Origin of the sequence: Streptococcus infantis (assembly GCF_047465185.1) — a bacterium.
Taxonomy (GTDB): Bacteria; Bacillota; Bacilli; order Lactobacillales; family Streptococcaceae; genus Streptococcus; species Streptococcus infantis_O.
Genome location: NZ_JASHAJ010000002.1, coordinates 251,456 through 277,107 on the forward strand (window position 1 = coordinate 251,456; position 25,652 = coordinate 277,107).

Here is a 25,652-nt window from a genome sequence, read left to right on the forward strand (position 1 = left end):
CGAATCTGGTGGTTTTTTATCTTTTCAGATTATTTTACTGTTGCAGTGCTTGTGATCAATTCAACAGCTTTTTTGATTGTGATATCGTGTTTCAACATGTCAGCTGAAAGCAAGCTTTGTACTTGGGCAACTTCCATGTTGTAATCTGCAGCCAATTGCTCGATTTCTTTTTGGATTTCTTCTTCAGTAGCGTCAAATCCTTCAGCTTTCGCAACTGCTTCGATAACAAGGTTTGTCTTCGTGCGTGACTCAGCTTCTGCTTCGTATTGTTTGTGAAGGTCTTCTTGAGTAGTTCCAGTGATTTGGAAATACATGTCTGGGTTGATACCTTGACGTTGCAAGTTTCCTAGGAATTCGTTTACTGAACGGTGAACTTCTTCGTGGATCATTTCTTCTGGAAGTTCTACGATTTCAGCGTTTTCTACAGCTTTATCAATTGCTGCACCTTCAACGGCATCTTTGTATGCTTCTTCTTTAGCAGCAGCCAATTCCTTGCGGTATTTTTCTTTCAATTCAGCAAGTGTTTCAACTTCTTCATCGATATCTTTTGCAAGTTCATCGTCAAGAGCTGGAACTTCTTTAGCTTTAACTTCGTGGATAGTTGTTACGAATTTAGCTTCTTTACCAGCAAGGTCTTCTGCTTGGTAGTCTTCTGGGAATGTTACGATAACGTCAACAGTTTCACCAGCTGAATGTCCAACTAATTGGTCTTCGAAACCAGGGATGAATTGACCTGAACCAAGTCCAAGTGAGAAGTTTTCACCTTTTCCGCCGTCAAATTCAACACCGTCGATAGAACCAACAAAGTCGATAACAACAGTGTCGCCGTTTTCAGCAGCACCTTCTTTGATCACCAATTCAGCCAAGTTGTTGCGTTCACGTTCGATACGCTCTTCAACATCAGCGTCAGTTACTTCTTTATCTACATCAACTGATACTTCAAGGTTTTTGTATTCACCCAATTTTACTTCAGGTTTTGTAACAACTTCAGCAGTGATAACCCAATCTTGACCTTTTTCCATAGAAGTTACGTCAATTTTTGGTTGAGCAACTACTTCAAGACCAGCTTCTTTAACAGCTGCTTCATAAGCGTCTGGCAAAAGAGCGTTCATTGCATCTTGGTAAAGTGCTTCTTCACCAAATTTTTGGTCGAAGATAGGACGTGGAAGGTGACCTTTGCGGAAACCTGGAACGTTAAGAGTTTTCTTTACTGAGTTAAATACACGGTCCAATTCTGGTTTGATTTGGTCTTGAGAGATAGTGAAAGTCAAGACACCACGGTTTGTTTCTTTGTTTTCAAATGATACAGACATTCTGTCATTTCTCCTTAAAATTTTTAATACAGTCCATTATACCATATAGTAGCGAACTTTTTCAAGTAATGGATGCGCTTTTCGTCCATGCTTCAGTTACATCCTATATCCCTTAAAATTCATCAGAAGCCACCAAATGATGTTGAAAAGCATAAACTGCTGCCTGGGTACGATCACTGACCTCAAGTTTGGCTAGGATATTGGAGACATGGGTCTTGACTGTCTTTAGGGAGATAAAGAGCTCATCTGCAATGCGCTGATTTTCATAACCCTTGGCAATCAGTTGAAGGACATCGCGTTCTCGCGCAGTTAATTCTTCGTGAAGTTCCATATGATTGCGGTGGTATTCGACCTTCTTGCTCACCTCTTGTTCAATAGCTATTTCTCCAGCTGCCACCTTTTGAACAGCATGAAACAATTCATCGGCACTTGATGTCTTGAGCATATAGCCTTTAGCCCCAGCATTTAAGACTGGCATGATTTTTTCATTGTCTAGATAAGAAGTCACAATCAAAATTTTAGCCTCCGGCCATTCTTTGAGAATAGCTAGAGTTGCATCAATTCCGTTGACTTCAGGCATAACAATATCCATGACGATCACATCTGGACGAAGCTCCAAGGCCATGGAAATCCCTTCGGCTCCATTAGTTGCTTCTCCAACAACTTCTACATCATCTTGTAGTTCAAAATAACTTTTTAATCCAAGACGCACCATTTGGTGGTCATCCACTAATAATAGTTTCATTTTATTTCCTTTTGTTAGTCAATCCAGCAAGGGTATACGAATATCCACTGCCAAACCCTGCTTCGGTGCTGTTAATAGTTGTATGCTCCCTGCCATGTCTTCCACTCGTTCTTTGATATTGCGTAGTCCATAGCTTAGTTCATCAACATCATCTAACTGAAAACCGAGACCATTGTCTACTACCTTCAACTGCAATTCAGTTTCCGTTTGATAAAGATAAACATCTAGACAAGAAGCTTGGGCATGACGGAGAGTATTACTAATCAATTCTTGGACGATACGAAAGACATGCTCCTCAATCTTTTTAGGCAATTCGTCTACCTCATATTTAAAACTGACTTTGAGTTCACTTTTTTCTTCCAATTCTTTGAGAAGCAACTGAATTCCCTCAACCAGACTCTTTTGTTCCAGTTCAATAGGGCGCAAATGCAAGAGTAGAATACGCAAATCTCTTTGGGCTGTCTCCAAAATAGCTGTGACACTCTGGAGTTGTGTCTGCATCTTCTCTTTGTCTAATCTGGAAGCTTGTTGACTGAGTCCTGATAACATCATATGGGCCGCAAAAATTTCCTGACTAACTGTGTCGTGCAAGTCACGCGCAATTCGCTTGCGCTCCTTTTCAATAACCTGCTCTTCCTTGACCAAGACTTGATTATCTGCTTTTTGAATAGCTTCTGTCAACAAAGCAAGCTTGCCTGATAAATTTTTAAAACTTGCGTCTAAGTCGGCATCCCCAAGACTTTTAATATCTTTACCAGTCAGCAGATTTTTAAGATTTGCTTGGATTCTTCTTCTTGAAATTTCGTCAACCATTGTCCAAAATAGGACTAATAAAAAGGCTAGAGCAAGACTAAACATCAAAGCTAGAAATAGGACTTTTTCTGTCTTCTCTATATCTTGGAAAAGAGAAGTCCACTCCAAATCTAAGACCTTAAAAATACTTCGAAATAGAAAAGCGACAAAGAGAACAGAGGTGAGTCCAATTAAAATATAGGGTTGTTTTTTCATCCTCTCACCACCTCAACATCTCCAACCATGGTTGTTAAGAAAATCTTAACACTCTTAGGACTCTTGAGATAGTCTCTGGTTTCTTGATGGAATTGTTCATTGCGTAAAGCACGCTTAGGCTGGTCAAAGAAGGTTAAATCTCCATACAGAGAATTGACACTAAGGCTGACTTCTACATCCACTGGTACGATAATTCTTGTCGTACCTACTAGTTTTCTCAAGATGATGACATTATCATGATTGCTCAAAATCACGTGCTCTAGATGAATGGTATCCTTCCCCATGAGACGAAAAAGATTGATATCATCAAAGCGGCAAGTCTGGTAGCTTGAGAAGTGGTGGAGATTCCCAAACCAGCGATTTTTCTCCTTCTTTACTGTCACTACTTCTTCAAAAACCAGATTGGTATCTTCTCTTTCCTGGTTCATCATAGGGTAAAGCAGAAACAGGCTGTATATCAAGGCCACAAAGATGGCTAAAATGACAAAGGGATTGAGCATGATGATAAAGAAAAATAAGATGCTCACCGCCACTAAAATAAAATTGTTCCCCTGTCTTCCAGTATAGTATCGAATCAGCAGTAAAAACAAGAGCAAGATCAGTAGAAAACGGGAAAAATGCTCTGATACCATCATAATCAGAGCTCCTGTCAATAGACAAGCTTCAATAAATAGAAAAATTTGAAATTTTCGCATGTATCCGTCCTCTCCATTTAATTGTATCACAAATCCCAAAAGTCACATCAGTCTGAGGAATGATAAAGAGATCGGGACTAAAATCCCGACCTCTTTCTTTACATTTGGTCTTTTGCTTCTTTTAATTTTCCATATAAGAGATAGTCAACCTCTTGCAAATCCTCAATTTTTTTACAATTAAGGGCACACATAATCAAGCGTAGGTCTTCCTTCCAGCTTTCAATAATGGAAATAACGACATCAACAGAGTAATTTTCAACCAGCTCTAACATAGTGCGTGATAGACCAACTGCCTTGGCTCCAAACACTAAGCATTTGATGATATCTAGTGGATTGCGAACTCCTCCACTAACCAAAAGTTCCATCTTGTCTTTCCAGTCTTGGGCATTCAGAAGAGCTTGCATGGTCGATTGACCCCAATCATTGAGGTAGTCACGTTGACCACTGCGACGGTTTTCGATATAGGCAAAGCTCGTTCCCCCACGACCAGACAAATCAACGGTTCGTATTCCCATCTCATAAGCCTTAGCAATGGTTTTCACATCCATGCCAAAGCCGACTTCTTTTAAAACAAGCGGTACAGAGATTTGCTCAACATAATCTTTCAGATTATGTTGCCATAACCTAAATTTACGCTCACCTTCTGGCATGAGCAATTCCTGCATGACATTAACATGAACTTGTAATAGAAGGGGATTCATCTCTTTTACTGTTTGTAGACCTAGTTCTACAGGTTTGTCTAAGCCAATATTGGTTCCAAGAAGGAGGTCAGGGTAACTAGTTTTGACTGAAAAAGAGACATCTGAAGGATCCTTGAGAGCAGCACTGTAAGAACCTGTTACAAATAAAATCCCACAGGCTTCAGCCACCTGAGTCAGCTTTTGATTGATTTCTCTCCCCTTATCGCTTCCACCCGTCATGGCATTGATATAAAAGGGGAAATCCCATTTTCGCCCTGCAAATTCTGTCGAAAGATCAATTTCATCTAAGTCATATAAGGGTAGCGAAGAATGAATCAGTTCAACTTCATCAAAACTATTATAAGTACTGTTTTGTTCAAGGGCATAGCGGATGTGTTCATCCTTCCGATTTGTCGTCATGTCCCATCCTTTCTTGATACAAGAGCTCAATTCCTAAATCAGCCCAGCGTTTTTTCAGTAATGTGGTCGAATCTTGGTCAAAGCTAAGTGCAATCCCACAGTCTCCACCACCAGCACCACTGCTCTTAGCAACAGCTTTCAAGTCTTGGCTGGCATTTTTTAATTGCCTGAGCGAAGGTGTGTAAATATCTGAACTCAAGCCTTCTAAAAGTTGGCTGGCTTGTTCCAGCAAGTCAATAATGGTTTCTTCTTGACCTACCTCCAAAGCCTTTACCAAGTTAGCTACTGTTTCTTTTGAAGCCTGTAAAAAGCTAGAGTTCATATTATCCTTTATTTGCTTAACCATATGACTTGATACAGCCACTTCCTTGGTCCAACCAACCAGAAAATCAAATTTCAAAGCTGGTTCAACACTCCTAATAGAAAAGCCCCAGTCACGTGCTAATACAGCCTGCAAATCTTCTTTTTCTAGCCAATCTGCCACTTTCTCACGGTCAAATGACTGATAGAGGACGAGGTTTTCTGATACGATACAGGCAATGTCCCCCATGGAGCCATTGTCCCCACGTTTAAGAAGTACAGCACTCGCCAATTTAAACAAGAGTTCTCTGTCAGCTAATCTTTCATAGAAGGCAAGCATGGCCTTGATGACCAAAACAACCACACTGCCACTAGAACCTAGGCCAAATTTCTTCCCCTCACGCTCCATTTTCCCACGAATCTCTAAAGAAAAAGGATGCAGTTCAACTCCTTGGGCAGTTAGATACTCCTCCACCAAGGCAACTGTTTCTTGAATCAAGGCATATGAAGAATCCGGTCGCAAGTCTACACTATAGGAAAACATATCTGAGTAGAGTCGATAATTATTAGACGCTTTAATCTCAGCCGTCATATAGATGGGAATAGCTTTTATTAGCGCCAACTGTCCTGGTTCTAAAATGGCATACTCCCCAGCCCAATAGAGCTTCCCACAAGTTTTAACAATCGTCATCTTGGCTCAAATCCTTTGTTTTTGAAACGATTAAGCGATAGCGTTGACCTAAAAGTTCTGATAAATGTTCCAAGTCCTCTTCCAAGCAAAGAACCTTGACATTAGGGCCCGCATCCATGGTAAAGTAGCAAGATTCTCCTTGTTCTCTAAGCTGACGAATAAAATCCATAGCCTCATAACTAGCATCTGTCAGATAAGAGAAGGATGGAGTTGCAGTTTTTGTCGTAGCATGCATAGCCAAGGCGTTTTTCTCTGTTAATTCTCCAACTTTCTTAAAGTCATTCTCCTTGAGGTAGACTAACATATCCTTGTAATCTTGTTCAGATTGACGAATCCACTCATCAAAAGTCGTAGAAGTTTCGACACAAAGTTTCATCCCATCTCGACTGGAAATTGGTTTTTTCTGGTCTTCCAAGACCAACATAATCATAGCTAGTTTCAAGTCAGTTTCAACAGGATAGATCTCTCCACTATCCTTGTCCCAGGCTGCCAAGGGGCCATAAAAACTACGAGATGAAGAACCCGATGCAAACTTAGCTTCCAAGGCCAATTCTCTGCGATTCAGCCCAAGTTGGAAAAATGCGTTACAAGCTTTGACCAAGGCAGATAAACCACTGGAACTTGAAGAAAGGCCTGCTGCTGTTGGCATATTGTTCTTAGTATCGATACGAACAAAACCTGCTCCTTCAGGACGGTAGCGGTCAATGATTTTACTCATCTTGTCATGCTCAGCTTCGTTTTGCAACTGACCATTGATGTAAAAGGCATCCGCCTTTGCATCTGTTGGTAAAGGAGAAAGTGTCGTCTCCGTATACATATTTTCTAAAGTCAGAGAGATACTGCTAGTCGCAGGAACCATCTCTTTTTCTGCTTTCTTTCCCCAATATTTAATAATAGCAATATTGGCATAGGAACGTACTGTTACAGGCTTTCGATCCATGTCTGAACAGCTCCTTTCTCTTCTAATCTTTCAGCTAAATCTTGAGCTTGGTGATAGTCGGCTACTAAGGCTATGATACAGCCACCTAAACCACCACCACTCATCTTAGCACCTAAAGCACCATGTTGAAGAGCAGTTTCAACCAAGGCATCAGCCTCAAGGCTACTAACTCCTATTTCTTTTAGATTCTCATGTGCTTTTGTTAAAATCTCTCCCAGCTTCACGGCATCTTTTGTCTTTATTGCTTCTTCTGCTTGCTGGGTCAACTCTCCAAGTGCATACAAGAAAGGTAAAGCTTCCTTACCCTTGCTCTCTACAACTTGAATAGCTTCACGAGTGTGTCCATAGACTCCTGTATCTGCAATGACCAGATAAGCCGACAAGTCCATGGCTAGTTCTTCAAAACCAACATTCTTGATAAAACGAATAGGCTGGTCACTAAGACAGGTCTTAGCATCCAATCCGCTAGGATTCATATGAGCAATCATCTCTGCCCGATTGACTAGGATTTCTAGCACATCATGTGGAAGTTCTGCTTGGTAATAACCAAATACCGCTCGAATGGCTGCAATGCTAATGGCCGCCGAAGAACCCATCCCCCGTTTTTCTGGGATAGCCGAGTCAATTTGACAACGGATGCAAGCATCTTTGATATTTAGATACTCGAGAGAAGCATAAACAGCCATGGACAAGGTGTCCTCTTCAAAAAGACGCCATGGTGTCGCTGCTGGAACCACCCGACAAGTCACTTCAACCTCTAAAAGAGGCAAAGAGATGGCTGGATAGCCATAGACTACTGCATGCTCTCCTATTAAAATAATTTTACTATGTGCCCGACCAACACCAACTTCTTTTGTCATTTAATCCTTCTATCAGACGAAAAGCGTCTTTTTCTAGATAAAATTTTAGAACTTTATTCCTTTCTATTTTATTATATTTTCACAAAAAAAGCGATTGTTTCCTTCACAATCGCTTGTTTTCATTACTGGACCCATTCACCATTATAGTTGACGTAGTAGCCACCTACTGTGGTATTTACAGCTAAGGCACCTGAACTATAGGCATAGTACCATTTACCATTAACTTGGAACCAGCCTGTCACCATAGCTCCTGACGAACGGAGGTAATACCAAGTATTATCGACATAAATCCAGCCTGTTTTCATATCACCGTTTTGATCATCTAGGTAATACCAAGTGGAGCCTTCTTGATACCAGCCTGTTGCCATAGCACCTGATGAACGGAGATAGTACCACTTATTGCCAAATTGTTTCCAACCAGTTTGCGTGATCCCAGTTTCTGGATCCAGATAGTACCAAGTTGAGTTATCATTGACCCAACCACGTGCGAGCTCCCCGACAGTCAATCTGTTGATGCGAGAATCAAAGCCACCATCCTCCTGTAAATAATACCAGTGCCCCTCATCATGAACCCAACCGGTTTTTAAGGTGTGATAACTATTCTGATCTGTAAAATAATAAACACGTTTTTCGGCTGAGCTATCATATTGTTCCCCATGATGTTTGTTGGTATTTGTAGCAGTTTTTGCTTCTAAAACTTGCTTACCAACAAATTCTTGTAGTACCCCATCTTGACCAAAGTAGAACCAATCTGGTCTAAAAGCAATATCTTGCCTTAGAGAAGAACCAATCGTAACCCCTTTGTGTGGAGCAGGTATATATTGCCAGCCGACAACCATCTCTCCAGATAAAGGATCAAAATAATAGTACTTACCATCAATCACTCGCCAGTAGGTTTCTTTGAGTTCCCCCTTCTTGTAGTAGGTTCTACCATTTTCTTGGACAAATTGCCAACCTTCTGAATCAGCATCATCCGCAAATACTGTATTTGTTGCTAACAGACCAAAGAAAAAGACTGTTAGGCTAACTTGCATCATTTTTTTCAAAAAATTCATACGTGTTTCCTCCAAAACAATTGTAGCAAAGACTAAACTACATGTCAATATATACAATCCTCAAAAAAACAGTTGCATTTCTGCAACTGCTTTTCTATTCTTGCATGGTGTAACCCACACCACGAACTGTTTTGATATAACTTTTTTGACCTTTTACGTCAAGTTTACTACGTAGATAACGGATATAAACATCCACGATATTGGTTTCGGTCGCACTTTCATACTTCCAAACACTTTCCAACAATTGCTCACGAGTTAAAACCTTCTTGCTTCCCATAAGGGTCGCTAAAAGATCATATTCCCGGCGTGTCAAAGCAATCATCTCATCACCACGATAGACAGTATGATGTTCAACATCCATATGCAGATTACGATAGGATGTTGGAACTTTCATCTGACTACAATGTTGGTCAATGAAGTCCCGACCTCGAAAAATGGCTGAAATTCGTTCGACCAAATTTTCTATAATCACTGGCTTATAGATGTATGAAACAGCAAAACGCCGGATAGTTTCAAGTTGGTTTTGTAACTCTTCTCGGTGGTCCAAAACCATGATCACTGAAGCTGGTTTTGTCCGACTCAGCTTTTCTGCAAAATCCTGGGCTGTCATATCCCCTAAATGAGCATTCAGTAAAATCAAGTCATAGTCTGTCTGAAGAGCCATGGAAAGAGCATTTTTGCCCTCTTCTACCTGATCAACTCGGTATTGCTCTTTTTGGAGTTCCAGACTTAAAAAATGAGCTAGATTTCTTTCTTTCTCAAGTAATAAAATCCGTTTCCCCATGGCTGACCTACTTATTTTTCGTCATACCAAGAGTAGTGGAATGTTCCTTCTTTGTCTTTACGTTGGTATGTGTGGGCACCAAAGTAATCACGTTGTGCTTGGATTAAGTTCGCTGGAAGGTCAGCTGAACGGTAGCTATCAAAGTAAGTGATGGCAGCTGAGAAGGTTGGTACTGGAACACCTGCTTGAACAGCAAGAGCTACGATATCACGAACTGATTGTTGGTACTTAGCTGTTACATCCAAGAAATACTCATCTAAAAGAAGGTTGGCAAGATCTGCATCACGTCTGTAAGCATCTGTAATCTTTTGTAAGAAACGTGAACGGATGATACATCCAGCGCGCCAGATAGATGCGATATCTGCAAATGGCAAGTTCCAGTTATTTTCTTTAGAAGCTACACGCAATTGCGCAAAACCTTGTGCGTAAGAAATGATTTTTGAGAAGTAAAGGGCTTGACGGATCTTTTCAATCAACTCAGCCTTGTCTCCTTCAAATTTGAAAGCAGCTGGTTTTGGAAGCACCTTGCTAGCGTGTACACGTTCTTCTTTATAAGTTGAAATGTAGCGCGCAAATACCGACTCAGTAATCAGTGACAATGGCACACCAAGATCAAGCGCTGATTGGCTAGTCCATTTACCAGTTCCTTTGTTTCCTGCAGCATCAAGGATGTAGTCTACGATTGGTCCGTCTTGACCTTCATCGTCTTTGCGTCCAAGGATATCCGCAGTGATTTCAATCAAGTAGCTGTCCAATTCACCTTTGTTCCACTCAGTGAAGATTTCAGCCATGTCTTGGGCTGAAAGACCAAGCAAGTGTTGCATCAAGTCATAGCTTTCTGCAATCAATTGCATATCCCCATACTCAATACCGTTGTGGACCATTTTCACATAGTGACCAGCTCCATCAGGACCGATGTAAGTCACACATGGTTTGCCGTCTTCTGGTGCTTTTGCAGAAATTTCTTCAAGAACATCAGCCACCAATTCATAGGCTTCTTTTTGTCCACCAGGCATGATAGAAGGACCTTCAAGGGCACCTTTTTCACCACCAGAAACACCTGTACCGATAAAGCTGATACCTGAGTTCGCCAATTCTTCATTACGACGAATGGTATCTTTGTAGAAAGTGTTTCCTCCATCGATCAAGATGTCGCCTTTATCCAAATGTGGAAGAAGGGCTTGGATGGTTGCGTCTGTACCAGGTCCTGCTTGAACCATGAGCATAATACGACGTGGTTTTTCAATTGAGTTTACGAAGCTTTCAATATCATAGCTTGGCACAAAGTTTTTATCAGGGTGGCAAGCAATCACATCTTCAGTTTTCTCTTTACTACGGTTATAGATAGCAACTGTGTATCCACGAGATTCAATATTAAGGGCAAGGTTACGACCCATTACGGCCATACCAACAACACCAAAGTTTGCTTTTGTCATGTGACACTCCTCTTATTTAATAAGTTTTATTTTATCACGTTTATCTGTGAAAAGAAAGAATTTTATAACAATTTGACTAGTAGTCTAAATCATCCGCATGGCCAGAACCATTCCCAACAAAGTATCCTGTCTTACAGTTTAGAGTGAAGAGATAAGTTCCATCTGGTTTGTAAAGATTGTAGTAACCATTGCCATTAACAATATTTACACGTTCCAAGATATATTGGTTTCCAGTGATGTATCCACGTGCACGGGATGTCTCAAGTATTCTTTCAAGGACACCATCCGCAAAGGTCCAGGCAGGATTACTACTATCACTTACAGCAGATTGATTATACGGTACTCGACTGACACTTCTTTGCAAATTAACACCTTCGCTTGACAAGCCACTATTAGTAGATGCCGCAGTATCACTTGTTGAAGTAGATGGACTGCTTTCTGTTGTTGGGCTTGACGCTTCCTGGCTTGCTGCTGTTGTTGAGGCCGTTGTTGTACTTGCTAATTGACTCTTACCAAGGCTAATTGCTTTATCTAGAAGTTTGTCAATTTCTGTATTACCAGTCTTGATATCTGTAAATTTAGCATCCGCTTTGATTTTTGCATTTGTATCCAAAACACCATCTGTAATAGCTGGAGTTTCAAATTGAGCATTCACTTCTTGGATAGCTTTTATTTGGGTTTCTAAGCTATCGTATTTTGATTTAGCCAGAGTGTGTTCTCTCGCTCCTTCAAGTTTGTCTAGAAGTTCCTTCAATTGATTTAGTTGACTAAACTGGCTATTTTTAAGAGCTGTTTTGTTTTCATCAGTATAAAACGTATCGTAAAGCGTATTAAATTGTTCATAGACTGACTGATTGCTTACCAAGCCTGAATCTGTCGCCTTCGTTTGAAGCTCTTGAGAAGAACGCGTAATCTGACGATAAACGTAATAGCCACCTCCAAAAATTAAGAGGATTACTAAAATAATAGCTGACAAAATTGCCCATTTCTTTTTATTTTGTGGTTCATCATCTGCTTGAGCAGAACGAGATAAGGGTTGAAGTTGATCTTCATTTTCCTCATAAACCACTGCAACTTCGGAGTTATCAACCTCAGCCATTTCCACAGCTTCCAATTCATCCTTAAAAGGTTGCTCGAGAACTCTCGTTTCCTCTTCTTCGGCTTCTTGAGCAACGATTTCAGTTGTATCTGTGGCTACTGCAAGAGCAATTGCTTCCTCTTCCGGACTTAACACATTTTCTTGTTCAGTAGTTTCTCTCACTTCTTGGATCATATCATCCAAGCTTTGAGTAGACTCCTCTTTTTTCGTTTGTAAATTTTCAAATTTGTCTGCTTCGATTTCTTCACGGTGTTGCTTGATATATTTATCTAAGATGGTATCATCTGGAGTCACACCTGCTTCAACTTCTTCGTTCTTACGAATGGCTTGACCAACCGTTAAATCTTTAGCTTCCTCGAATTCGAATTTAGATTCTTGCTCACCCTTATGATGACGATCGCGTCTTTTCTTACTCATCTGCATTCCTTTCTGTTTTAACATCTTGTCTTTTCACTCGTTGACCAAAATATTGATATAAATCAACTTTCAAAGTACCATTATAGAGTTTCCGTTTTTTATCAGCCTGACTACCAAATTTACTTTCAAAAGCTTCATCACTGGTCAGGATAAATTTACTCCAGGTTTTAAGTGGTGCAAATACCTCTCCCATCTCAGCATAGAGCTTAGTGACTCCAGCGTCATCGGATAAACGTTCTCCATATGGAGGATTGGATATGATGACACCATTAATCTTAGCTGAACGCAAGTCCTGCACACGCATTTGCTTAAATAGAATATCATTCGATACTCCCGCTGCCTGAGCATTTGCCTTAGCAATTTCCACCATGCGTCCATCGATATCACAACCCATAATGTCTAGCTCAATCTCACGATTAATCTTCTTGCTAGCTTCCGTACGAATCTCCTGAATCAAACGATTACTAACCCAATTCCATTCTTCGAAAGCAAAGGAACGGCGTAAGCCTGGCGCCATATTACGAGCAATCATAGCTGCCTCAATACAGAAGGTTCCAGAACCACAGGTTGGATCAATCAGAGGTTTATCTGGATACCAGTTAGACAATTGCAGTATAGCCGCTGCCATGTTTTCTTTGATTGGAGCTCCACCCTTTTCTGTTCGATACCCACGTTTGAAAAGACTAGAGCCACTTGTATCAATCAGAACTGTCGCCACATCTTTAAGAATCGAAACCTCGATTTTAAACTCTGGTCCATTCTCCATTAATGGGACGCCTTCTGGCCTTGCATAATGTTTCTGCAATTTCTTGACAACAGCCTTTTTAGAAATTGCTTGGACACTCGGTTCATTATGAAGTTTTGATTTAACACACTTAGCCTTAGAGATTGGGAAACGCGCTCCGAGCGGTAGATAGTTTTCCCAATCAAGAGCAAATACTCCCTGAAAAAGTTCTTCAAATGTTTTTGCAGGAAAAGTTCCAACAACAATCTTAATCCGATCCGCAGCACGTAGCCACAGATTGCTTTCAATAATTGTCTTCACATCTCCTTCAAAGCGAACGCGACCATTCTCAACTTGACAGTCGTAGCCTAGTGCACGCACTTCTCGACCTACCACCGCCTCTAAGCCTGCCGCAGCAGTCGCGATTAAATTAAATGTTTGTTTCATGTCAGTCTTTAAAGACCTTTCTCTTGTTCACCTTTAAAAAATGAGGTTGAGAAAATTTCTCAGCCCCAACCTATATGCAATTTTCTATAAGCCATGTTTTGTTCCAGAAGTGACTAGGACCACTTCTTTCGATAATCATCTGTCTACCACTAACAGCTAAAAGCTGCTAGCAGTCAGAGTACTACGTTCGTTTCCGCGCACTCCATGCCCCGACCAAAATTTGGGTTGCTAGCTTGAGGGGTTTACCGCGTTCCACTCTCTCTGTTTCCAGAGAGACTTCGTCACTGTGGCACTTTCAGAGCTACTAAAACATATCCGAAAACTTAGTCTATTCACTCGCCGTAACGATTTCTCGTCCCTAGGCTTATGGTTTCGCCTAGCACAAACACTACAGGCATCACAGCCTGTGCTAGCATGGACTTTCCTCATGAAAAGATAAACTCTCCACGCGATTATCCAAAAATTGCACTACTGAATGATTCTTAGAAATCTGAGTTTTCTACGATTTGTTTACCAAATACTTCTTTTTCAAGACGATTCAAGCGTTTCAAGATATCAAAGTTGGTCATAGAAGTTGTGCTTCCAAGCTCGGCAGGTTCAGAAGTTACAGATACAGGTGCCGCCTGAGGGTTTTTCGCCAATTCTTCTTTTAATTCTGCGACTTCCATGCGTAGTGATTTAACTAGTGCAGCATAAGTTTCATAGTCCTTGATAACATCATCTAAGAACTCATCTACCTCTGCTTTACTGTATCCACGTACTTCTCTTCCAAAATCCTGTTCAAAAATATCTTTTGCTGTAAAAATAATACTTGCCATGTCTCTCTCCATTCTCAGTTACTAGTATTATTATATAAAAAAAGGCAAACAAAAAGCAAGGTCAAAGCCTCAATTTTCGGAAAAATTTTCGGCTATTTCGTTTAATTCCTCAAATGTTAATCTTTTTGTCATATAGTTGTCTTTCTTTTTCATCAGTTCGTAAAAAAATCTCAGTTTTGTTTCGTTTTCTTCATCGTAAAAAAGATAGGCTCCATCTGTGTTCTCGAGTAAAAAAGTCTGATAATCTCTCAATTGGCCTTTGTGCTCATAAGTTGGATAGGCATATTTGACAAAATCGACCTGTTTAAAATCACTCAATTTGATTTGATTTGCTTCATTCCAATTTGAGCCATGTGTTTCAAAATCAAAAATAGTCGCTAGTTGGAGTCCATAGTCTTCTTTCATGTCTCTAGCCACTTCTAAGACCCAGTGTTCAAAACCCAGAGAACCCGTAAATACTAGCCATTGCAACCCTTCCTCAGCCAATCTTTCCAAATCTCTACGAATGGCTTTTTTGATAATTTTTAAGCGAATATCCTTATCATTAAATAAACCTAAATCAAAAGCTGAGTATCCCAAAACCAAGGCTGTATGCATTTTTTCACCCTTTCTGAAAACCTTTGTGGTATAATAGAGTGATGTTATTGTACCAATAAGGAGGACTATGGTCAACTATCCACATAAACTTTCATCTAAACCAAGTAAAAATTCCCTACCTAAAACTAAAAATTTCGCAAATCGAGGAATGAGCTTTGAAAAGATGATAAATGCTACCAATGACTACTATCTATCACATGGAGAAGCAGTTATTCACAAAAAGCCAACCCCAGTTCAGATTGTTCGGGTCGACTACCCTCAACGGAGTCGCGCTAAAATTGTTGAAGCCTATTTTAGACAAGCTTCAACTACTGACTACTCGGGGGTTTATGAAGGATTTTACATTGATTTTGAAGCAAAGGAAACCAGACAAAAAAATGCTTTCCCGATGAAGAACTTCCATTCTCATCAGATACAGCATATGGAACAGGTTCTTGAACAAAAGGGGATTTGCTTCGTCCTAATCCATTTTTCTTCTTATCAGGAAACATATTTATTACCGGCGATTGACCTTATCCGTTTTTATCAACAGGATATGGGGAAAAAATCAATGCCGCTTGATTATATCCGAGAGCACGGTTTTGTAATTGAACAACAAGCCTTCCCTCAAATACCTTATCTCGATATCGTCAAACAACATTTACTAGGTGGTAAAACAATATGAACAAACAACTTATCTGGCGTATCGCTAAATATCTAGGAATTGGATTTTTAGCAGCCTTTATTGCTGCAATATTGATTGGTGGGAGTGTCTTCTTTTATTATGTATCTAAAGCACCAGAACTTTCGGAAAGCAAACTAGTCGCAACAACTTCAAGTAAAATTTACGACAGTAAAAACGAATTGATTGCTGACTTAGGAGCCGAGCGTCGTGTCAATGCTCAAAGCAGTGAAGTTCCAATTGAATTGGTCAATGCAATTGTCTCTATCGAGGATCACCGTTTTTTTAACCATAGAGGAATCGATAGCATTCGAATAGCTGGAGCTTTCCTGCGAAACTTAACTAGTAGAGGTGGCCTCCAAGGTGGTTCAACCTTGACGCAACAGTTGATAAAATTAACTTACTTTTCAACTTCTTCGTCAGACCAAACAATCTCACGTAAAGCCCAAGAAGCTTGGCTAGCTATTCAGTTAGAAAGAACTGCAACCAAACAAGAAATTTTGACATATTACATCAATAAGGTATACATGTCAAATGGTAACTATGGTATGCAAACTGCAGCTCAAAGTTACTATGGTAAAGATTTAAAAGACCTATCAATTCCACAACTTGCTCTTCTAGCTGGAATGCCACAGGCTCCAAACCAATACGATCCTTATTCTCATCCTGAAGCCGCCCTTGAAAGACGAAACCTCGTTTTGTCAGAAATGCAAAGGCAAGGATACCTTACAGCCGAACAATATGAAACAGCCATCAATACTCCAATCACAGATGGACTTCAAAGTCTAAAATCTGTTAATAGCTATCCACAGTACATGGATAACTATCTTAAAGAGGTTATTGACCAAGTAGAACAAGAGACAGGTTATAATCTATTAACAACAGGTATGGAAGTCTATACCAACGTCGACCAAGACGTTCAAAAACGACTTTGGGATGTATACAACACGGATGAATATGTAAACTATCCAGATGATGAAATCCAAGCAGCTTCTACCATTATTGATGTATCAAATGGTAAAGTTATTGCTCAACTTGGTTCTCGTCACCAAGCTAGTAACGTATCTTTCGGTATTAACCAAGCTGTTGAAACTAACCGTGACTGGGGTTCTACCATGAAACCAATCACAGACTATGCCCCTGCATTAGAGTATGACATTTATGACTCTACTGCCTACATGCTCAAGGATGTACCATATAACTTCCCAGGTACTAGCACTCCAGTCTACAACTGGGATAGGGGTTATTATGGTAATATTACCCTTCAAACTGCTATCCAACAATCGCGTAATGTCCCAGCCGTTGAAACTCTCGATAGAGTTGGACTCGATAAAGCAAAAGGTTTCCTAAATGGATTAGGCATTGATTATCCAACTATGGTATACGCAAATGCAATTTCAAGTAATACGACCGAATCAGGTAAACAGTACGGTGCAAGTAGTGAAAAAATGGCTGCTGCCTATGCTGCTTTTGCTAACGGTGGTATCTATTATAAACCAATGTACATCAATAAAATTGTCTTCAGTGACGGTAGTTCAAAAGAGTTCTCTGATCAAGGTACTCGCGCTATGAAAGAAACAACTGCCTATATGATGACAGAAATGATGAAAACAGTATTATACTCTGGTACAGGTCGAGATGCTTATATTTCATGGCTTCCACAAGCAGGTAAGACTGGTACATCAAACTATACTGATGAAGAGATTGAAAACCATATTAAAACAAGTCAATTTGTTGCTCCAGACGAAATGTTTGTTGGTTATACCCGTAAATATTCAATGGCAGTCTGGACCGGTTACTCAAACCGCCTTACTCCAATAGTTGGTGATGGCTTTACTGTTGCCACTAGCATCTATCGTTCTATGATGCAATATCTAGCAGAGGACGATCACCCTGGTGATTGGACCATGCCAGAAGGACTTTATAGAAGCGGTGATTACGTCTTTAAGAATGGAGCACGTAGCAACTGGATTCCCCAAACAACTCAACAATCCTCAACAACAGCTTCCAGCTCAACAACTGAAAATCAAACTTCAGTAGCTGAAACGACTAATCCAAATACCGCTCAGAATCCAACTGCTCCAAATACAAATCAAAACCCTCAACAAAATTAAAATTCTCAAGGACAACAATAATCAATAAAAACCTAGGAAACATCTTCCTAGGTTTTTATTTACCAAAAGATGGAGTTAATCACTAACTCCATCTTCTTTTATTTTACATGGTTTGCAAGATCTTCTTGCGCTTTTTTATTAGATTCTTCTTTTTCTTTCTTCCATTTATCTTGAGCTTTTTGATATTCATCAGCAGTTACTGGTTTATCTTGAAGTTCAAGGTATTTGTACAAGAGGGCTTCACTCATACCCTTGTTACCTGAGTATGCAAATGGAAGGGTGAATGGTACCATCTTAGACAACATTGGACGTCCAGTTTGAGAAGTTGTTGGAATAATCAATGCACTATCTGTCAACCAAGCTTGGGCAGCAGCATATTTATCATAACGTTTTGAAACATCTGTGTCTTCATTGTCAGCTTCAACAACCATCTTTTCGTAATCTTCCAAACCAACTTGTTTGGCAGCGGCGTTGTTTGTACCAGAATCAAATCCTAGATAAGTCTTAGTATTTTCACCTACAGACGGTTTGATGATATCAAGGTAAGTAGATGGGTCAATATAGTCTGGTGACCAACCAACGTTATCTGAGAGATCCCAATCTTCTCCAGCAGCTGTTTCAGCAAAGTAGGTAACATTAAGAACTTCATCTTTTTGAAGTTGTTGAATGTCAATGACAACGTTGTCAGTTCCTAACGTTGCTTCAAGCGATTGTTTCAATGATTGAACACGTTGAACTTTTGTAGTATTAGTTTGGTCAACTGGCATATCCAAATGAATTGGGAATTGAACGCCTTCTGCTTGGAGAGCTGTCTTAGCTTTAGCAAATTCTGCTTTCGCTTTTTCAGGATTGTATAGACCATCTTGAGCGTCGTCTAGATTAACATCTTTCCACTCGTCACCATAGGTTACCAATTTTTCTTTAACTAAGTCACCAAAGTTTTTACCATCAGCTTGAACAAATGTTGGTGGTACGAACAAGTTACGAAGAAGTTTGCTTGCTCCACTTTCTCCATTAACTTGAGAAGCATAAGCTGTTCTATCAAAACCAAAGGCGATGGCTTGACGGAAGTCTTTGTTTAGGAGAGCTTTTTTAGTTGATGTCTTTTGCTCATCTGTAGTCTTAGAAGTGTACTTGTAAGACTGACGGTCAATATTTGTCCCAACTAAGAAAGTAGCAGAATCTTGTGGTGTATAAACGATGTTGTCTTTAAACTCTTTTTCAAGTTCAGGATATCCTGCACTTGTTGGGAAGAGACGAGCCATTGAGAAGCCGCCATCCTTAAAGGTATCTGCAAGTTTGCCTGTATCTTGACCATCCCAGAATGATAGTTTTACTTTATCAATATGAACATTGTCCTTATCCCAGTAGTTTGGATTCTTTTCAAATTCTACTGAAGATTTAGCTACCAATGATTTCAACAAGAAAGGACCGTTGTAAAGAATACTGCTTGGATCAGTTGCTTTGGCAAAGTCACTTCCTTTAGAAGTAAGGAATTCTTCATTGACTGGTGCAAGAATACCCATGGTTGTCTTAGAGTTCCAGAAGCTTTCTGGTTTATTCAAAGTGTATTGAACAGTTTGATCATCAATTGCCTTGATTCCAACTTCTGAGAAGTCTTTTACTTCACCTTTGACATAAGCGTCAAGACCTTTAATGGATTCTTGAACAAGATAAAGGGCCTCTGACTTATTATCAGCTGCATATTTAAGACCTGTTACAAAGTCTTGAGCTTTCACAGGTGCATACTCTTCACCTTCAGAAGTGTACCACTTAGCATCTTTACGGATTGTATAAGTGTAAGTCAAACCATCTTGAGATACTGACCAGTCTTCTGCCATAGATGGCACGAAGTTCCCGTAACGGTCATTCTCCATCAAACCGTCAACAACATTACTTGTGATATTAGCAACCGCAGCCTTACCTGTTGTCAGATAGTTGAGGCTATCTGGATCTGTTTCATAAACGTAAGAAAAAGTTTTCTCACCTTTTGCACTAGAGCCTGAACCTGAGCAAGCTGCCAAAACACCTGACGCTAACAGAGTCACTCCTGCTAAGGCCATTACTTTTGAAAATTTCATAATAAACTCCTTTTTAACTTTTTATACATTATAGTCCCTTTTCAGCCATGTGTCAATACAATTTTCAGAATTTTTCAAATTGATTTGAAAATTTTTTCTTCCTCTATTTCTAATATGAAAATCTTTTTAGGAAAAATTCTATTATAGCCGTTTATCAACTATATCTTTATGATATAATGAAAGAAGAAAGTTGAAAGGAAATACCATGTCAAAAGAAGTTATTGTTGAAAGTTTTGAACTAGATCATACGATTGTAAAAGCTCCTTATGTCCGCTTGATTGGAGAAGAGACTGGACCGAAAGGAGATATCATTTCTAACTTTGATATCCGCTTGGTTCAACCAAATGAGGACTCTATCCCTACTGCTGGACTTCATACTATTGAGCACCTCTTGGCTAATCTAATCCGTACTCGAATCGACGGTATGATCGATTGTTCACCATTTGGATGTCGTACAGGGTTCCATATGATTATGTGGGGACGTCATTCTAGCGCTGAAATCGCAGGTGTCATCAAGGATTCATTGAAAGAAATCGCTGAAACAACAACTTGGGAAGATGTCCCAGGAACAACTATTGAATCTTGCGGAAACTACAAGGATCACAGCCTATTTTCAGCTAAAGAATGGGCAAAATTGATTCTCCAACAAGGAATCTCAGACGATGCCTTTGAACGTCATGTCATCTAATAATAGAAAAGGAACCAGCTTTTGAACTGGTTCCTTTTTTTATTTTCAAAATCTTGATTTAGGCTTTTTCACGAATGACCAAAACACCTTCTTCCATGTCAGCTTCTAGGTGTTTAGCATCAAGATTGTCCAAGTGGAAATCTGTCACTTTATCTCGGATTTGTTGTTCAACCACCCGACGGAGTGGACGAACACCCATCACTTCATCATAACCTTCTTCAGTCATGTATTCTTTGGCTGCATCGCTCACTGCCAAGTCAATTTCTTTCTTAGAAAGAGTCTTATTGACATCAATCAACATCAAATCAACAATCTTAGAAAGATCTTCCTTGCTCAAATGTGAGAATTCGATAACAGCATTGAAACGGTTCAAGAATTCTGGACGGAAGTATGGTTTCAAACGATCCATGAGTTCTGGTTTGTCCGCATCTTCTGTCAAGTTAGCTTCATAACCAAAGCCTGCATTTGAAGTTGCGATAATCACAGTATTCTTGAAGTTGACCGTATTCCCTTGACCATCTGTCAAACGACCATCGTCCAAAACTTGGAGGAGAAGGGTGATGACTTGAGGGTCAGCCTTTTCAATTTCGTCGAGAAGGACGATTGAGTATGGATTGCGACGGACGCGTTCTGTCAAGGTATTGTTGTTGTCATCGTAACCAACATAACCTGCAGTTGTACCAATCAATTTAGATACGGCTGTACGGTCGCTATATTCTGACATATCTAAACGGATGATAGCATCTTTCGTTCCGAACATATCAAGAGCTAATTGCTTGGCCAACTCAGTCTTACCAACACCAGTAGGACCTACAAAGAGGAAGCTACCGATTGGACGGTTTCCTTCGTCAAAACCTGCACGGTTACGACGGATAGCTTTTGCTACTGCCTCAACAGCCTTGTCTTGACCAATAACTTTCGTTTGCAAACGGTGACCCATATCTTTCAATCGTTCGATATCGGTTGCACCCATTTGTGATACTGGGATTCCAGTCATCCGTTCGACAGACTCAGCTACATCATTTACAGTAGCTGTAACCTTGTGATCTTCTGTATGATTAGCAATTTGCTTTTCAAGCTCTTCGATACGGACTTTTGCATTTAGAGCTGCTTCGTAATCTTCTTTAGCCGCAGCTTCTTCTTGTTTAGTTTTTTCCGCTTGAATTTCGTGCTCAACTGCATGTACATCTGTAACTGGGTGTTGTGCTGCCAAGTGAGCAGCTGTCACATCCACAAGGTCAATAGCCTTATCCGGCAAGCTACGTTGAGGAATATATTGAACAGAGTAATCAACGGCAGCTTTCAAGACTTCATCTGGCAAAATAACATTGTGGTGTTGTTGATAAAGATCTCGAATGCCTTGAAGAATCTTGAAGGTATCTTCAGCAGATGGAGCATTAACTTTTACTTCATTAAAACGACGAGCAAGGGCTGCGTTTTTCAAGATGGTATTACGATATTCATCTTGAGTTGTTGCCCCAATTACTGTCAATTCTCCACGTGAAAGAGCTGGTTTCAAGATATCAGCAAGACCTTTAGACCCTTGACCATCACCTGTGCTACCAGCACCAAGAATTTGGTGAATTTCGTCGAAGAAAAGGATAATATTTCCAGCTTCTTTGACTTCGTTTACCAAGTTTTGAATGTTTTCTTCAAAGCTACCACGGTATTGAGTACCAGCTTCAAGTCCAGAAATATCAATCGAGATGATCTCTTTATTCTTGATTGCTGCAGGAACGTCACCATTCACGATAGCTTGGGCCAATCCTTCTACTACTGCTGTTTTACCAACACCAGCATCACCGACGAGAACTGGATTATTCTTTGTGCGACGAGAAAGAATTTCAGAAGTTTCTTGGATTTCTTTATTACGTCCAATAACCGGATCTAACTTACCTTCACGTGCTTCTGCTGTTAAGTTACGTCCAAGTTTTGCAAGAATCCCATCTTGTTTCATACCTTTACCTTGAACGTACTGAGCTTGTTCACTTCCTTCGCTTGGAAGTTGACCAGTTTGACGGTAAATAGCGAATTCTTCAGGCGTTACTTCACGGCCGTTAATCAAGTAACGACGATTTTCTGAACTGTATCCACGCATACCACCCATCAATTGGTTAAATAAATCATCCATGTTGTTAAAGTTATTAAAGTTGTTATTCATATTTCATACCTCGTTTGTTTTCAAATTTACTTAGTCAAAATAATTTGACTTTCTCTGACCTTTGTTTCAAAAAATTTAGACTAGCTATTTGCTACTCTACGTATAATTTCAGGTTTTTCTTTATCCAATACAGGTTTTGCAATTGGACTTCTAAAAATACTAATGTTAACCATAGGTTGTACCTCTTTTCTAGGTTTTACCCATACTTTGATCTTAAGATAGTATATACAATCATCTTAAAATCAATGTTTTCTAAGGACTTTCTTATCCTTATGTTCTTAGTATATCACTTTGGTCAGTTTTAGTCAACATATTTGACCAAATTTGACTATTTTTTTTTAAAAAAATTTTATAACAAAAAAACCAGTCAGAGTGACTGGTTTTTGATTTACTATTTATAAATCTTAGCTCAATGCATCATCCATTGAAAGAACTTCGTGGAAGACACGTTGTGTTAATTCAGTTTTTTGTTCTGGAGTGAGGTATTTAGTGTTTACACAGTATCCAGAGATACGTACGATTACGTCTTCACCTGACATGATCTTTTCGTAAACATCGTTCAAGTCCATAACGTTCAAGTTAACGTGTTGTCCACCGTTTTCGAAGTAACCATCAAGGATTGTTACCAAGTTATCAACTTGTTCATCACGAGTTTTACCAAGAGCGCGAGGTGATACTTGAGTTGTCAATGAGATACCATCAGCTGCATAACCAAAGTCAAGGCTAGCAAGTGAGTTCAAGTTTTGCAACCATCCACCTTTAGCTTTGTTAGATGGGTTAGCACCAGGTGAGAAGAATTCAAGTTTAGACAAGTTCACAGAACCATCTTCGTTGAGGTATACACCTTTGTGGACTGGTGAGTTACCAGTTTGTTTAGAGTAAGCAACGTTAGATGTGATTGTCAAAAGTGATACTGTAGCTTCTGCGTCTTTGTAAAGTTTGTGGCTACGTAGACGAGTTGTGTAAGCTTCGATCAACCATTCTGCCAATTCGTTTGAACGTGGGTCATCTTCACCCCAACGTGGGTATTCACCGATTGTTTCGTAATCGTAGATGTAGCCATTTTCGTCACGGATTGGTTTAACTGTAGCGTACTTGATAGCTGACAATGTATCAACAGTGTTAGCAAATCCACAGATACCGAATCCCATGTTAGCACGTTGTTTGGTTGGCAAGAAGGCCATTTGAACAGCTTCGTAGTTGTACTTATCAGTCATGTAGTGGATGATGTTCAAAGCATCTACGTAAGTGTCAGTCAACCAGTCAAGAGATTTTTCAAAGTTTGCTTTAACTGATTCGAATTCAAGAACTTCGTCGCGGATTGGTTCGATGTCAAATACTTTATAGTCTTTATGAACATCGTCGTAACCACCGTTCAAACCAGTAAGAAGAGCTTTAAGAACGTTAACGCGAGCACCGAAGTACTGGATGTTGTGACGTTGTTCTTCGTTTTCTGGGTCAAGTGGAGATACACAACATGAGATACAGCTCATTTCACCGTATCCGTCTTTAGCCATTGTTGTAACACCTTCGTATTGGATTGAAGAGTGTTTGTGGCTCATGTGCATACAGTAGTGGCGGAAGTTGTATGGCAATTTGTCAGTCCAAAGAACTGTCAAGTTTGGTTCTGGAGAGTTACCGATGTTATCAAGAGTGTTCAAGAAACGGTAGTCCATCTTAGTAACACGGTGACGACCGTCGTTACCCATACCAGCCATAGAAGTTGTGATGAAGGTTGGGTCACCTGAGTACAATTGGTCATAAGCTTTTGTACGAGCAAATTTAACTGTACGAAGTTTCATAACGAAATCATCAACAAATTCTTGGATTTCTGATTCAGTAAATGTACCACGAGCAAGGTCACGTTCTGCGTAGATATCCAATACGATTGGCACACGTCCTAGAGATGTAGCTGCACCGTTGATAACACGGCAGACAGACATGAAGGCAATGTTTACCCATTGGATAGCTTCTTTAACGTTCATCGCTGGTTTGCGAACGTCAACTCCGTAAAGATCACCCAAGCGTACAACTTGTTGCAATGCTTGATATTGAAGGTTGATTTCTTCACGAAGACGGATTGTTTCTTCATCGATTTCTTCGATTGAGTTCCAATCGTTCACTTTTTCTTGCATCAAGTAGTCTGCACCGTAAAGAGCAAGACGCGCATAAACACCGATGATACGTCCACGTGAATATGCATCTGGAAGACCAGTTACAGTGTGAGCGTGGCGAGCACGACGGATGTTTGAAGTGTAAGCACGGAAGATACCGTCGTTAACAGTTGTTACATATTTTGTGAAAATTTCGTGAACAGCTGGATCTGGTTCGTATCCATTTTCTTTCAAAGTAGTTTCAGCCATACGGATACCACCTTTTGGCATGAAGTTCAATTTGAAGAGTTCATCGTTTTGGATACCATAAATAACTTCGTTTTCTTTGTCGATGAATCCTGCAGGGATGTCAGCGATAGAAGTTGGACGAGTGTCCATTGGGAAACGAGTTTCTTCGTAGTGTGCTTTAGTTTCTTCTACGATTTTTTTGATGTGAAGTGAACGCTCTGTTGGTCCTGCAAGGAAGCTTTCATCTCCATCATAAGGTGTGTAGTTAGCTTGTACAAAGCGTGATACACTTGCTTTTTCTTTCCAGTCAACACCTTTAAAGCCTTCCCAGGCTTTGTCAAAAATGTCCTGTGCTTCAACAACTGTCTTAACAACCATGTTAATGTCCTCTTTTATCTTTCTAGTAACAGTCATCTGTTACATTCATGTATTCAGTATAACACACAGTAAACGATTTCAACAAGTGAAATCACTATTTTTCAACACTTTCTTTTATAATACAGTTGTTTTTTTTAGTACAAACTGTATTATATTTTTGAAAAATAATTAGCTATTTTCTATTTTTTCAGAAAAAAG

The 25,652-nt window shown here is 39.8% G+C and carries 21 protein-coding genes and 1 other RNA gene; 3 read left to right on the forward strand and 19 right to left on the reverse strand.

Features of this window, described 5'->3' with window-relative positions:
* Positions 1-29: 29 nt before the first annotated feature.
* From tig to QM382_RS04780, 16 genes are all read right to left on the reverse strand, one after another.
* Positions 30-1,313, reverse strand: a complete 1,284-nt coding sequence (gene tig, locus QM382_RS04705; protein WP_263393952.1) for a trigger factor — start codon at positions 1,311-1,313, stop codon at positions 30-32.
* Positions 1,314-1,425: 112 nt separating this feature from the next.
* A complete protein-coding gene (locus QM382_RS04710; protein WP_414272621.1) occupies positions 1,426-2,058 on the reverse strand; it encodes a response regulator in 633 nt (210 codons plus the stop codon).
* 18 nt (positions 2,059-2,076) lie between these two features.
* Positions 2,077-3,066: a sensor histidine kinase gene (locus QM382_RS04715; RefSeq protein WP_414272622.1), complete on the reverse strand. Its 990-nt coding sequence runs from the start codon at positions 3,064-3,066 to the stop codon at positions 2,077-2,079.
* A complete protein-coding gene (gene liaF, locus QM382_RS04720) occupies positions 3,063-3,761 on the reverse strand; it encodes a cell wall-active antibiotics response protein LiaF (RefSeq protein ID WP_414272623.1) in 699 nt (232 codons plus the stop codon). Before liaF ends, QM382_RS04715 begins: the two co-directional genes overlap by 4 nt.
* A gap of 98 nt (positions 3,762-3,859) precedes the next feature.
* Positions 3,860-4,861 carry a type 2 isopentenyl-diphosphate Delta-isomerase gene (gene fni / locus QM382_RS04725; protein WP_414272624.1) on the reverse strand — a complete coding sequence of 334 codons (1,002 nt, stop codon included), beginning with the start codon at positions 4,859-4,861 and terminating at the stop codon, positions 3,860-3,862.
* Entirely contained in the window at positions 4,839-5,852 is a 1,014-nt protein-coding gene (locus tag QM382_RS04730) for a phosphomevalonate kinase (RefSeq protein ID WP_414272625.1), read from the reverse strand. Before QM382_RS04730 ends, fni begins: the two co-directional genes overlap by 23 nt.
* On the reverse strand, positions 5,839-6,792 hold the full coding sequence (gene mvaD, locus QM382_RS04735) for a diphosphomevalonate decarboxylase (protein WP_414272626.1): 954 nt from the start codon (positions 6,790-6,792) through the stop codon (positions 5,839-5,841). The genes QM382_RS04730 and mvaD overlap by 14 nt, the downstream gene beginning before the upstream one ends.
* Complete coding sequence (mvk, locus tag QM382_RS04740) at positions 6,774-7,652, reverse strand: mevalonate kinase (RefSeq protein WP_247921840.1); 879 nt, start codon at positions 7,650-7,652, stop codon at positions 6,774-6,776. Before mvk ends, mvaD begins: the two co-directional genes overlap by 19 nt.
* A 122-nt stretch (positions 7,653-7,774) precedes the next feature.
* On the reverse strand, positions 7,775-8,707 hold the full coding sequence (gene cbpF / locus QM382_RS04745) for a choline-binding protein CbpF (protein ID WP_414272627.1): 933 nt from the start codon (positions 8,705-8,707) through the stop codon (positions 7,775-7,777).
* 94 nt (positions 8,708-8,801) lie between these two features.
* On the reverse strand, positions 8,802-9,491 hold the full coding sequence (locus tag QM382_RS04750) for a DNA-binding response regulator (RefSeq protein ID WP_247921842.1): 690 nt from the start codon (positions 9,489-9,491) through the stop codon (positions 8,802-8,804).
* 11 nt (positions 9,492-9,502) lie between these two features.
* Entirely contained in the window at positions 9,503-10,927 is a 1,425-nt protein-coding gene (gene gndA / locus QM382_RS04755) for an NADP-dependent phosphogluconate dehydrogenase (RefSeq protein WP_414272628.1), read from the reverse strand.
* Between the two features lie 76 nt (positions 10,928-11,003).
* Positions 11,004-12,443, reverse strand: coding sequence for a cell division site-positioning protein MapZ (gene mapZ / locus QM382_RS04760; protein ID WP_414272629.1), 1,440 nt, complete (start codon positions 12,441-12,443; stop codon positions 11,004-11,006).
* Positions 12,436-13,614, reverse strand: a complete 1,179-nt coding sequence (locus QM382_RS04765; RefSeq protein WP_414272630.1) for a THUMP domain-containing class I SAM-dependent RNA methyltransferase — start codon at positions 13,612-13,614, stop codon at positions 12,436-12,438. The genes mapZ and QM382_RS04765 overlap by 8 nt, the downstream gene beginning before the upstream one ends.
* A gap of 82 nt (positions 13,615-13,696) precedes the next feature.
* Positions 13,697-14,078, reverse strand: an RNA gene (gene rnpB, locus QM382_RS04770) — RNase P RNA component class B.
* A gap of 18 nt (positions 14,079-14,096) precedes the next feature.
* Positions 14,097-14,432, reverse strand: coding sequence for a cell division regulator GpsB (gene gpsB / locus QM382_RS04775; protein ID WP_414272631.1), 336 nt, complete (start codon positions 14,430-14,432; stop codon positions 14,097-14,099).
* 69 nt (positions 14,433-14,501) lie between these two features.
* Positions 14,502-15,029: a DUF1273 domain-containing protein gene (locus tag QM382_RS04780; protein ID WP_414272632.1), complete on the reverse strand. Its 528-nt coding sequence runs from the start codon at positions 15,027-15,029 to the stop codon at positions 14,502-14,504.
* A gap of 67 nt (positions 15,030-15,096) precedes the next feature.
* On the opposite strand from QM382_RS04780, the gene recU reads away from it, so the two are divergent.
* Together recU and pbp1a are read left to right on the forward strand one after the other, a co-directional pair.
* The gene (gene recU, locus QM382_RS04785; RefSeq protein ID WP_414272633.1) at positions 15,097-15,693 is read left to right on the forward strand and encodes a Holliday junction resolvase RecU; all 597 of its coding nucleotides are present in this window, start codon (positions 15,097-15,099) and stop codon (positions 15,691-15,693) included.
* Positions 15,690-17,804, forward strand: coding sequence for a penicillin-binding protein PBP1A (pbp1a, locus tag QM382_RS04790; RefSeq protein WP_414272634.1), 2,115 nt, complete (start codon positions 15,690-15,692; stop codon positions 17,802-17,804). The genes recU and pbp1a overlap by 4 nt, the downstream gene beginning before the upstream one ends.
* Positions 17,805-17,902: 98 nt before the next feature.
* Here pbp1a and QM382_RS04795 read toward each other — a convergent pair whose 3' ends face one another.
* Positions 17,903-19,885 (reverse strand): peptide ABC transporter substrate-binding protein, encoded by a 1,983-nt coding sequence (locus tag QM382_RS04795; RefSeq protein ID WP_414272635.1) that lies wholly within the window; start codon positions 19,883-19,885, stop codon positions 17,903-17,905.
* A gap of 205 nt (positions 19,886-20,090) precedes the next feature.
* Between QM382_RS04795 and QM382_RS04800 the strand changes: the two genes are divergently transcribed.
* Complete coding sequence (locus QM382_RS04800; protein WP_414272636.1) at positions 20,091-20,573, forward strand: S-ribosylhomocysteine lyase; 483 nt, start codon at positions 20,091-20,093, stop codon at positions 20,571-20,573.
* A 58-nt stretch (positions 20,574-20,631) separates the two neighbouring features.
* Here the strand turns inward: QM382_RS04800 and QM382_RS04805 are convergent, their stop codons facing one another.
* Both QM382_RS04805 and pflB read right to left on the reverse strand, forming a co-directional pair.
* Complete coding sequence (locus QM382_RS04805; RefSeq protein ID WP_414272637.1) at positions 20,632-22,734, reverse strand: AAA family ATPase; 2,103 nt, start codon at positions 22,732-22,734, stop codon at positions 20,632-20,634.
* A 404-nt stretch (positions 22,735-23,138) separates the two neighbouring features.
* On the reverse strand, positions 23,139-25,454 hold the full coding sequence (gene pflB / locus QM382_RS04810; RefSeq protein WP_263393970.1) for a formate C-acetyltransferase: 2,316 nt from the start codon (positions 25,452-25,454) through the stop codon (positions 23,139-23,141).
* Positions 25,455-25,652 lie beyond the last annotated feature (198 nt).

Coding starts and splice junctions, on each gene's coding strand:
- tig (WP_263393952.1), bottom strand. CDS start 1,313: ATGTCTGTATCATTTGAAAACAAAGAAACAAACCGTGGTGTCTTGACT.
- QM382_RS04710 (WP_414272621.1), bottom strand. CDS start 2,058: ATGAAACTATTATTAGTGGATGACCACCAAATGGTGCGTCTTGGATTA.
- QM382_RS04715 (WP_414272622.1), bottom strand. CDS start 3,066: ATGAAAAAACAACCCTATATTTTAATTGGACTCACCTCTGTTCTCTTT.
- liaF (WP_414272623.1), bottom strand. CDS start 3,761: ATGCGAAAATTTCAAATTTTTCTATTTATTGAAGCTTGTCTATTGACA.
- fni (WP_414272624.1), bottom strand. CDS start 4,861: ATGACGACAAATCGGAAGGATGAACACATCCGCTATGCCCTTGAACAA.
- QM382_RS04730 (WP_414272625.1), bottom strand. CDS start 5,852: ATGACGATTGTTAAAACTTGTGGGAAGCTCTATTGGGCTGGGGAGTAT.
- mvaD (WP_414272626.1), bottom strand. CDS start 6,792: ATGGATCGAAAGCCTGTAACAGTACGTTCCTATGCCAATATTGCTATT.
- mvk (WP_247921840.1), bottom strand. CDS start 7,652: ATGACAAAAGAAGTTGGTGTTGGTCGGGCACATAGTAAAATTATTTTA.
- cbpF (WP_414272627.1), bottom strand. CDS start 8,707: ATGAATTTTTTGAAAAAAATGATGCAAGTTAGCCTAACAGTCTTTTTC.
- QM382_RS04750 (WP_247921842.1), bottom strand. CDS start 9,491: ATGGGGAAACGGATTTTATTACTTGAGAAAGAAAGAAATCTAGCTCAT.
- gndA (WP_414272628.1), bottom strand. CDS start 10,927: ATGACAAAAGCAAACTTTGGTGTTGTTGGTATGGCCGTAATGGGTCGT.
- mapZ (WP_414272629.1), bottom strand. CDS start 12,443: ATGAGTAAGAAAAGACGCGATCGTCATCATAAGGGTGAGCAAGAATCT.
- QM382_RS04765 (WP_414272630.1), bottom strand. CDS start 13,614: ATGAAACAAACATTTAATTTAATCGCGACTGCTGCGGCAGGCTTAGAG.
- gpsB (WP_414272631.1), bottom strand. CDS start 14,432: ATGGCAAGTATTATTTTTACAGCAAAAGATATTTTTGAACAGGATTTT.
- QM382_RS04780 (WP_414272632.1), bottom strand. CDS start 15,029: ATGCATACAGCCTTGGTTTTGGGATACTCAGCTTTTGATTTAGGTTTA.
- recU (WP_414272633.1), top strand. CDS start 15,097: ATGGTCAACTATCCACATAAACTTTCATCTAAACCAAGTAAAAATTCC.
- pbp1a (WP_414272634.1), top strand. CDS start 15,690: ATGAACAAACAACTTATCTGGCGTATCGCTAAATATCTAGGAATTGGA.
- QM382_RS04795 (WP_414272635.1), bottom strand. CDS start 19,885: ATGAAATTTTCAAAAGTAATGGCCTTAGCAGGAGTGACTCTGTTAGCG.
- QM382_RS04800 (WP_414272636.1), top strand. CDS start 20,091: ATGTCAAAAGAAGTTATTGTTGAAAGTTTTGAACTAGATCATACGATT.
- QM382_RS04805 (WP_414272637.1), bottom strand. CDS start 22,734: ATGAATAACAACTTTAATAACTTTAACAACATGGATGATTTATTTAAC.
- pflB (WP_263393970.1), bottom strand. CDS start 25,454: ATGGTTGTTAAGACAGTTGTTGAAGCACAGGACATTTTTGACAAAGCC.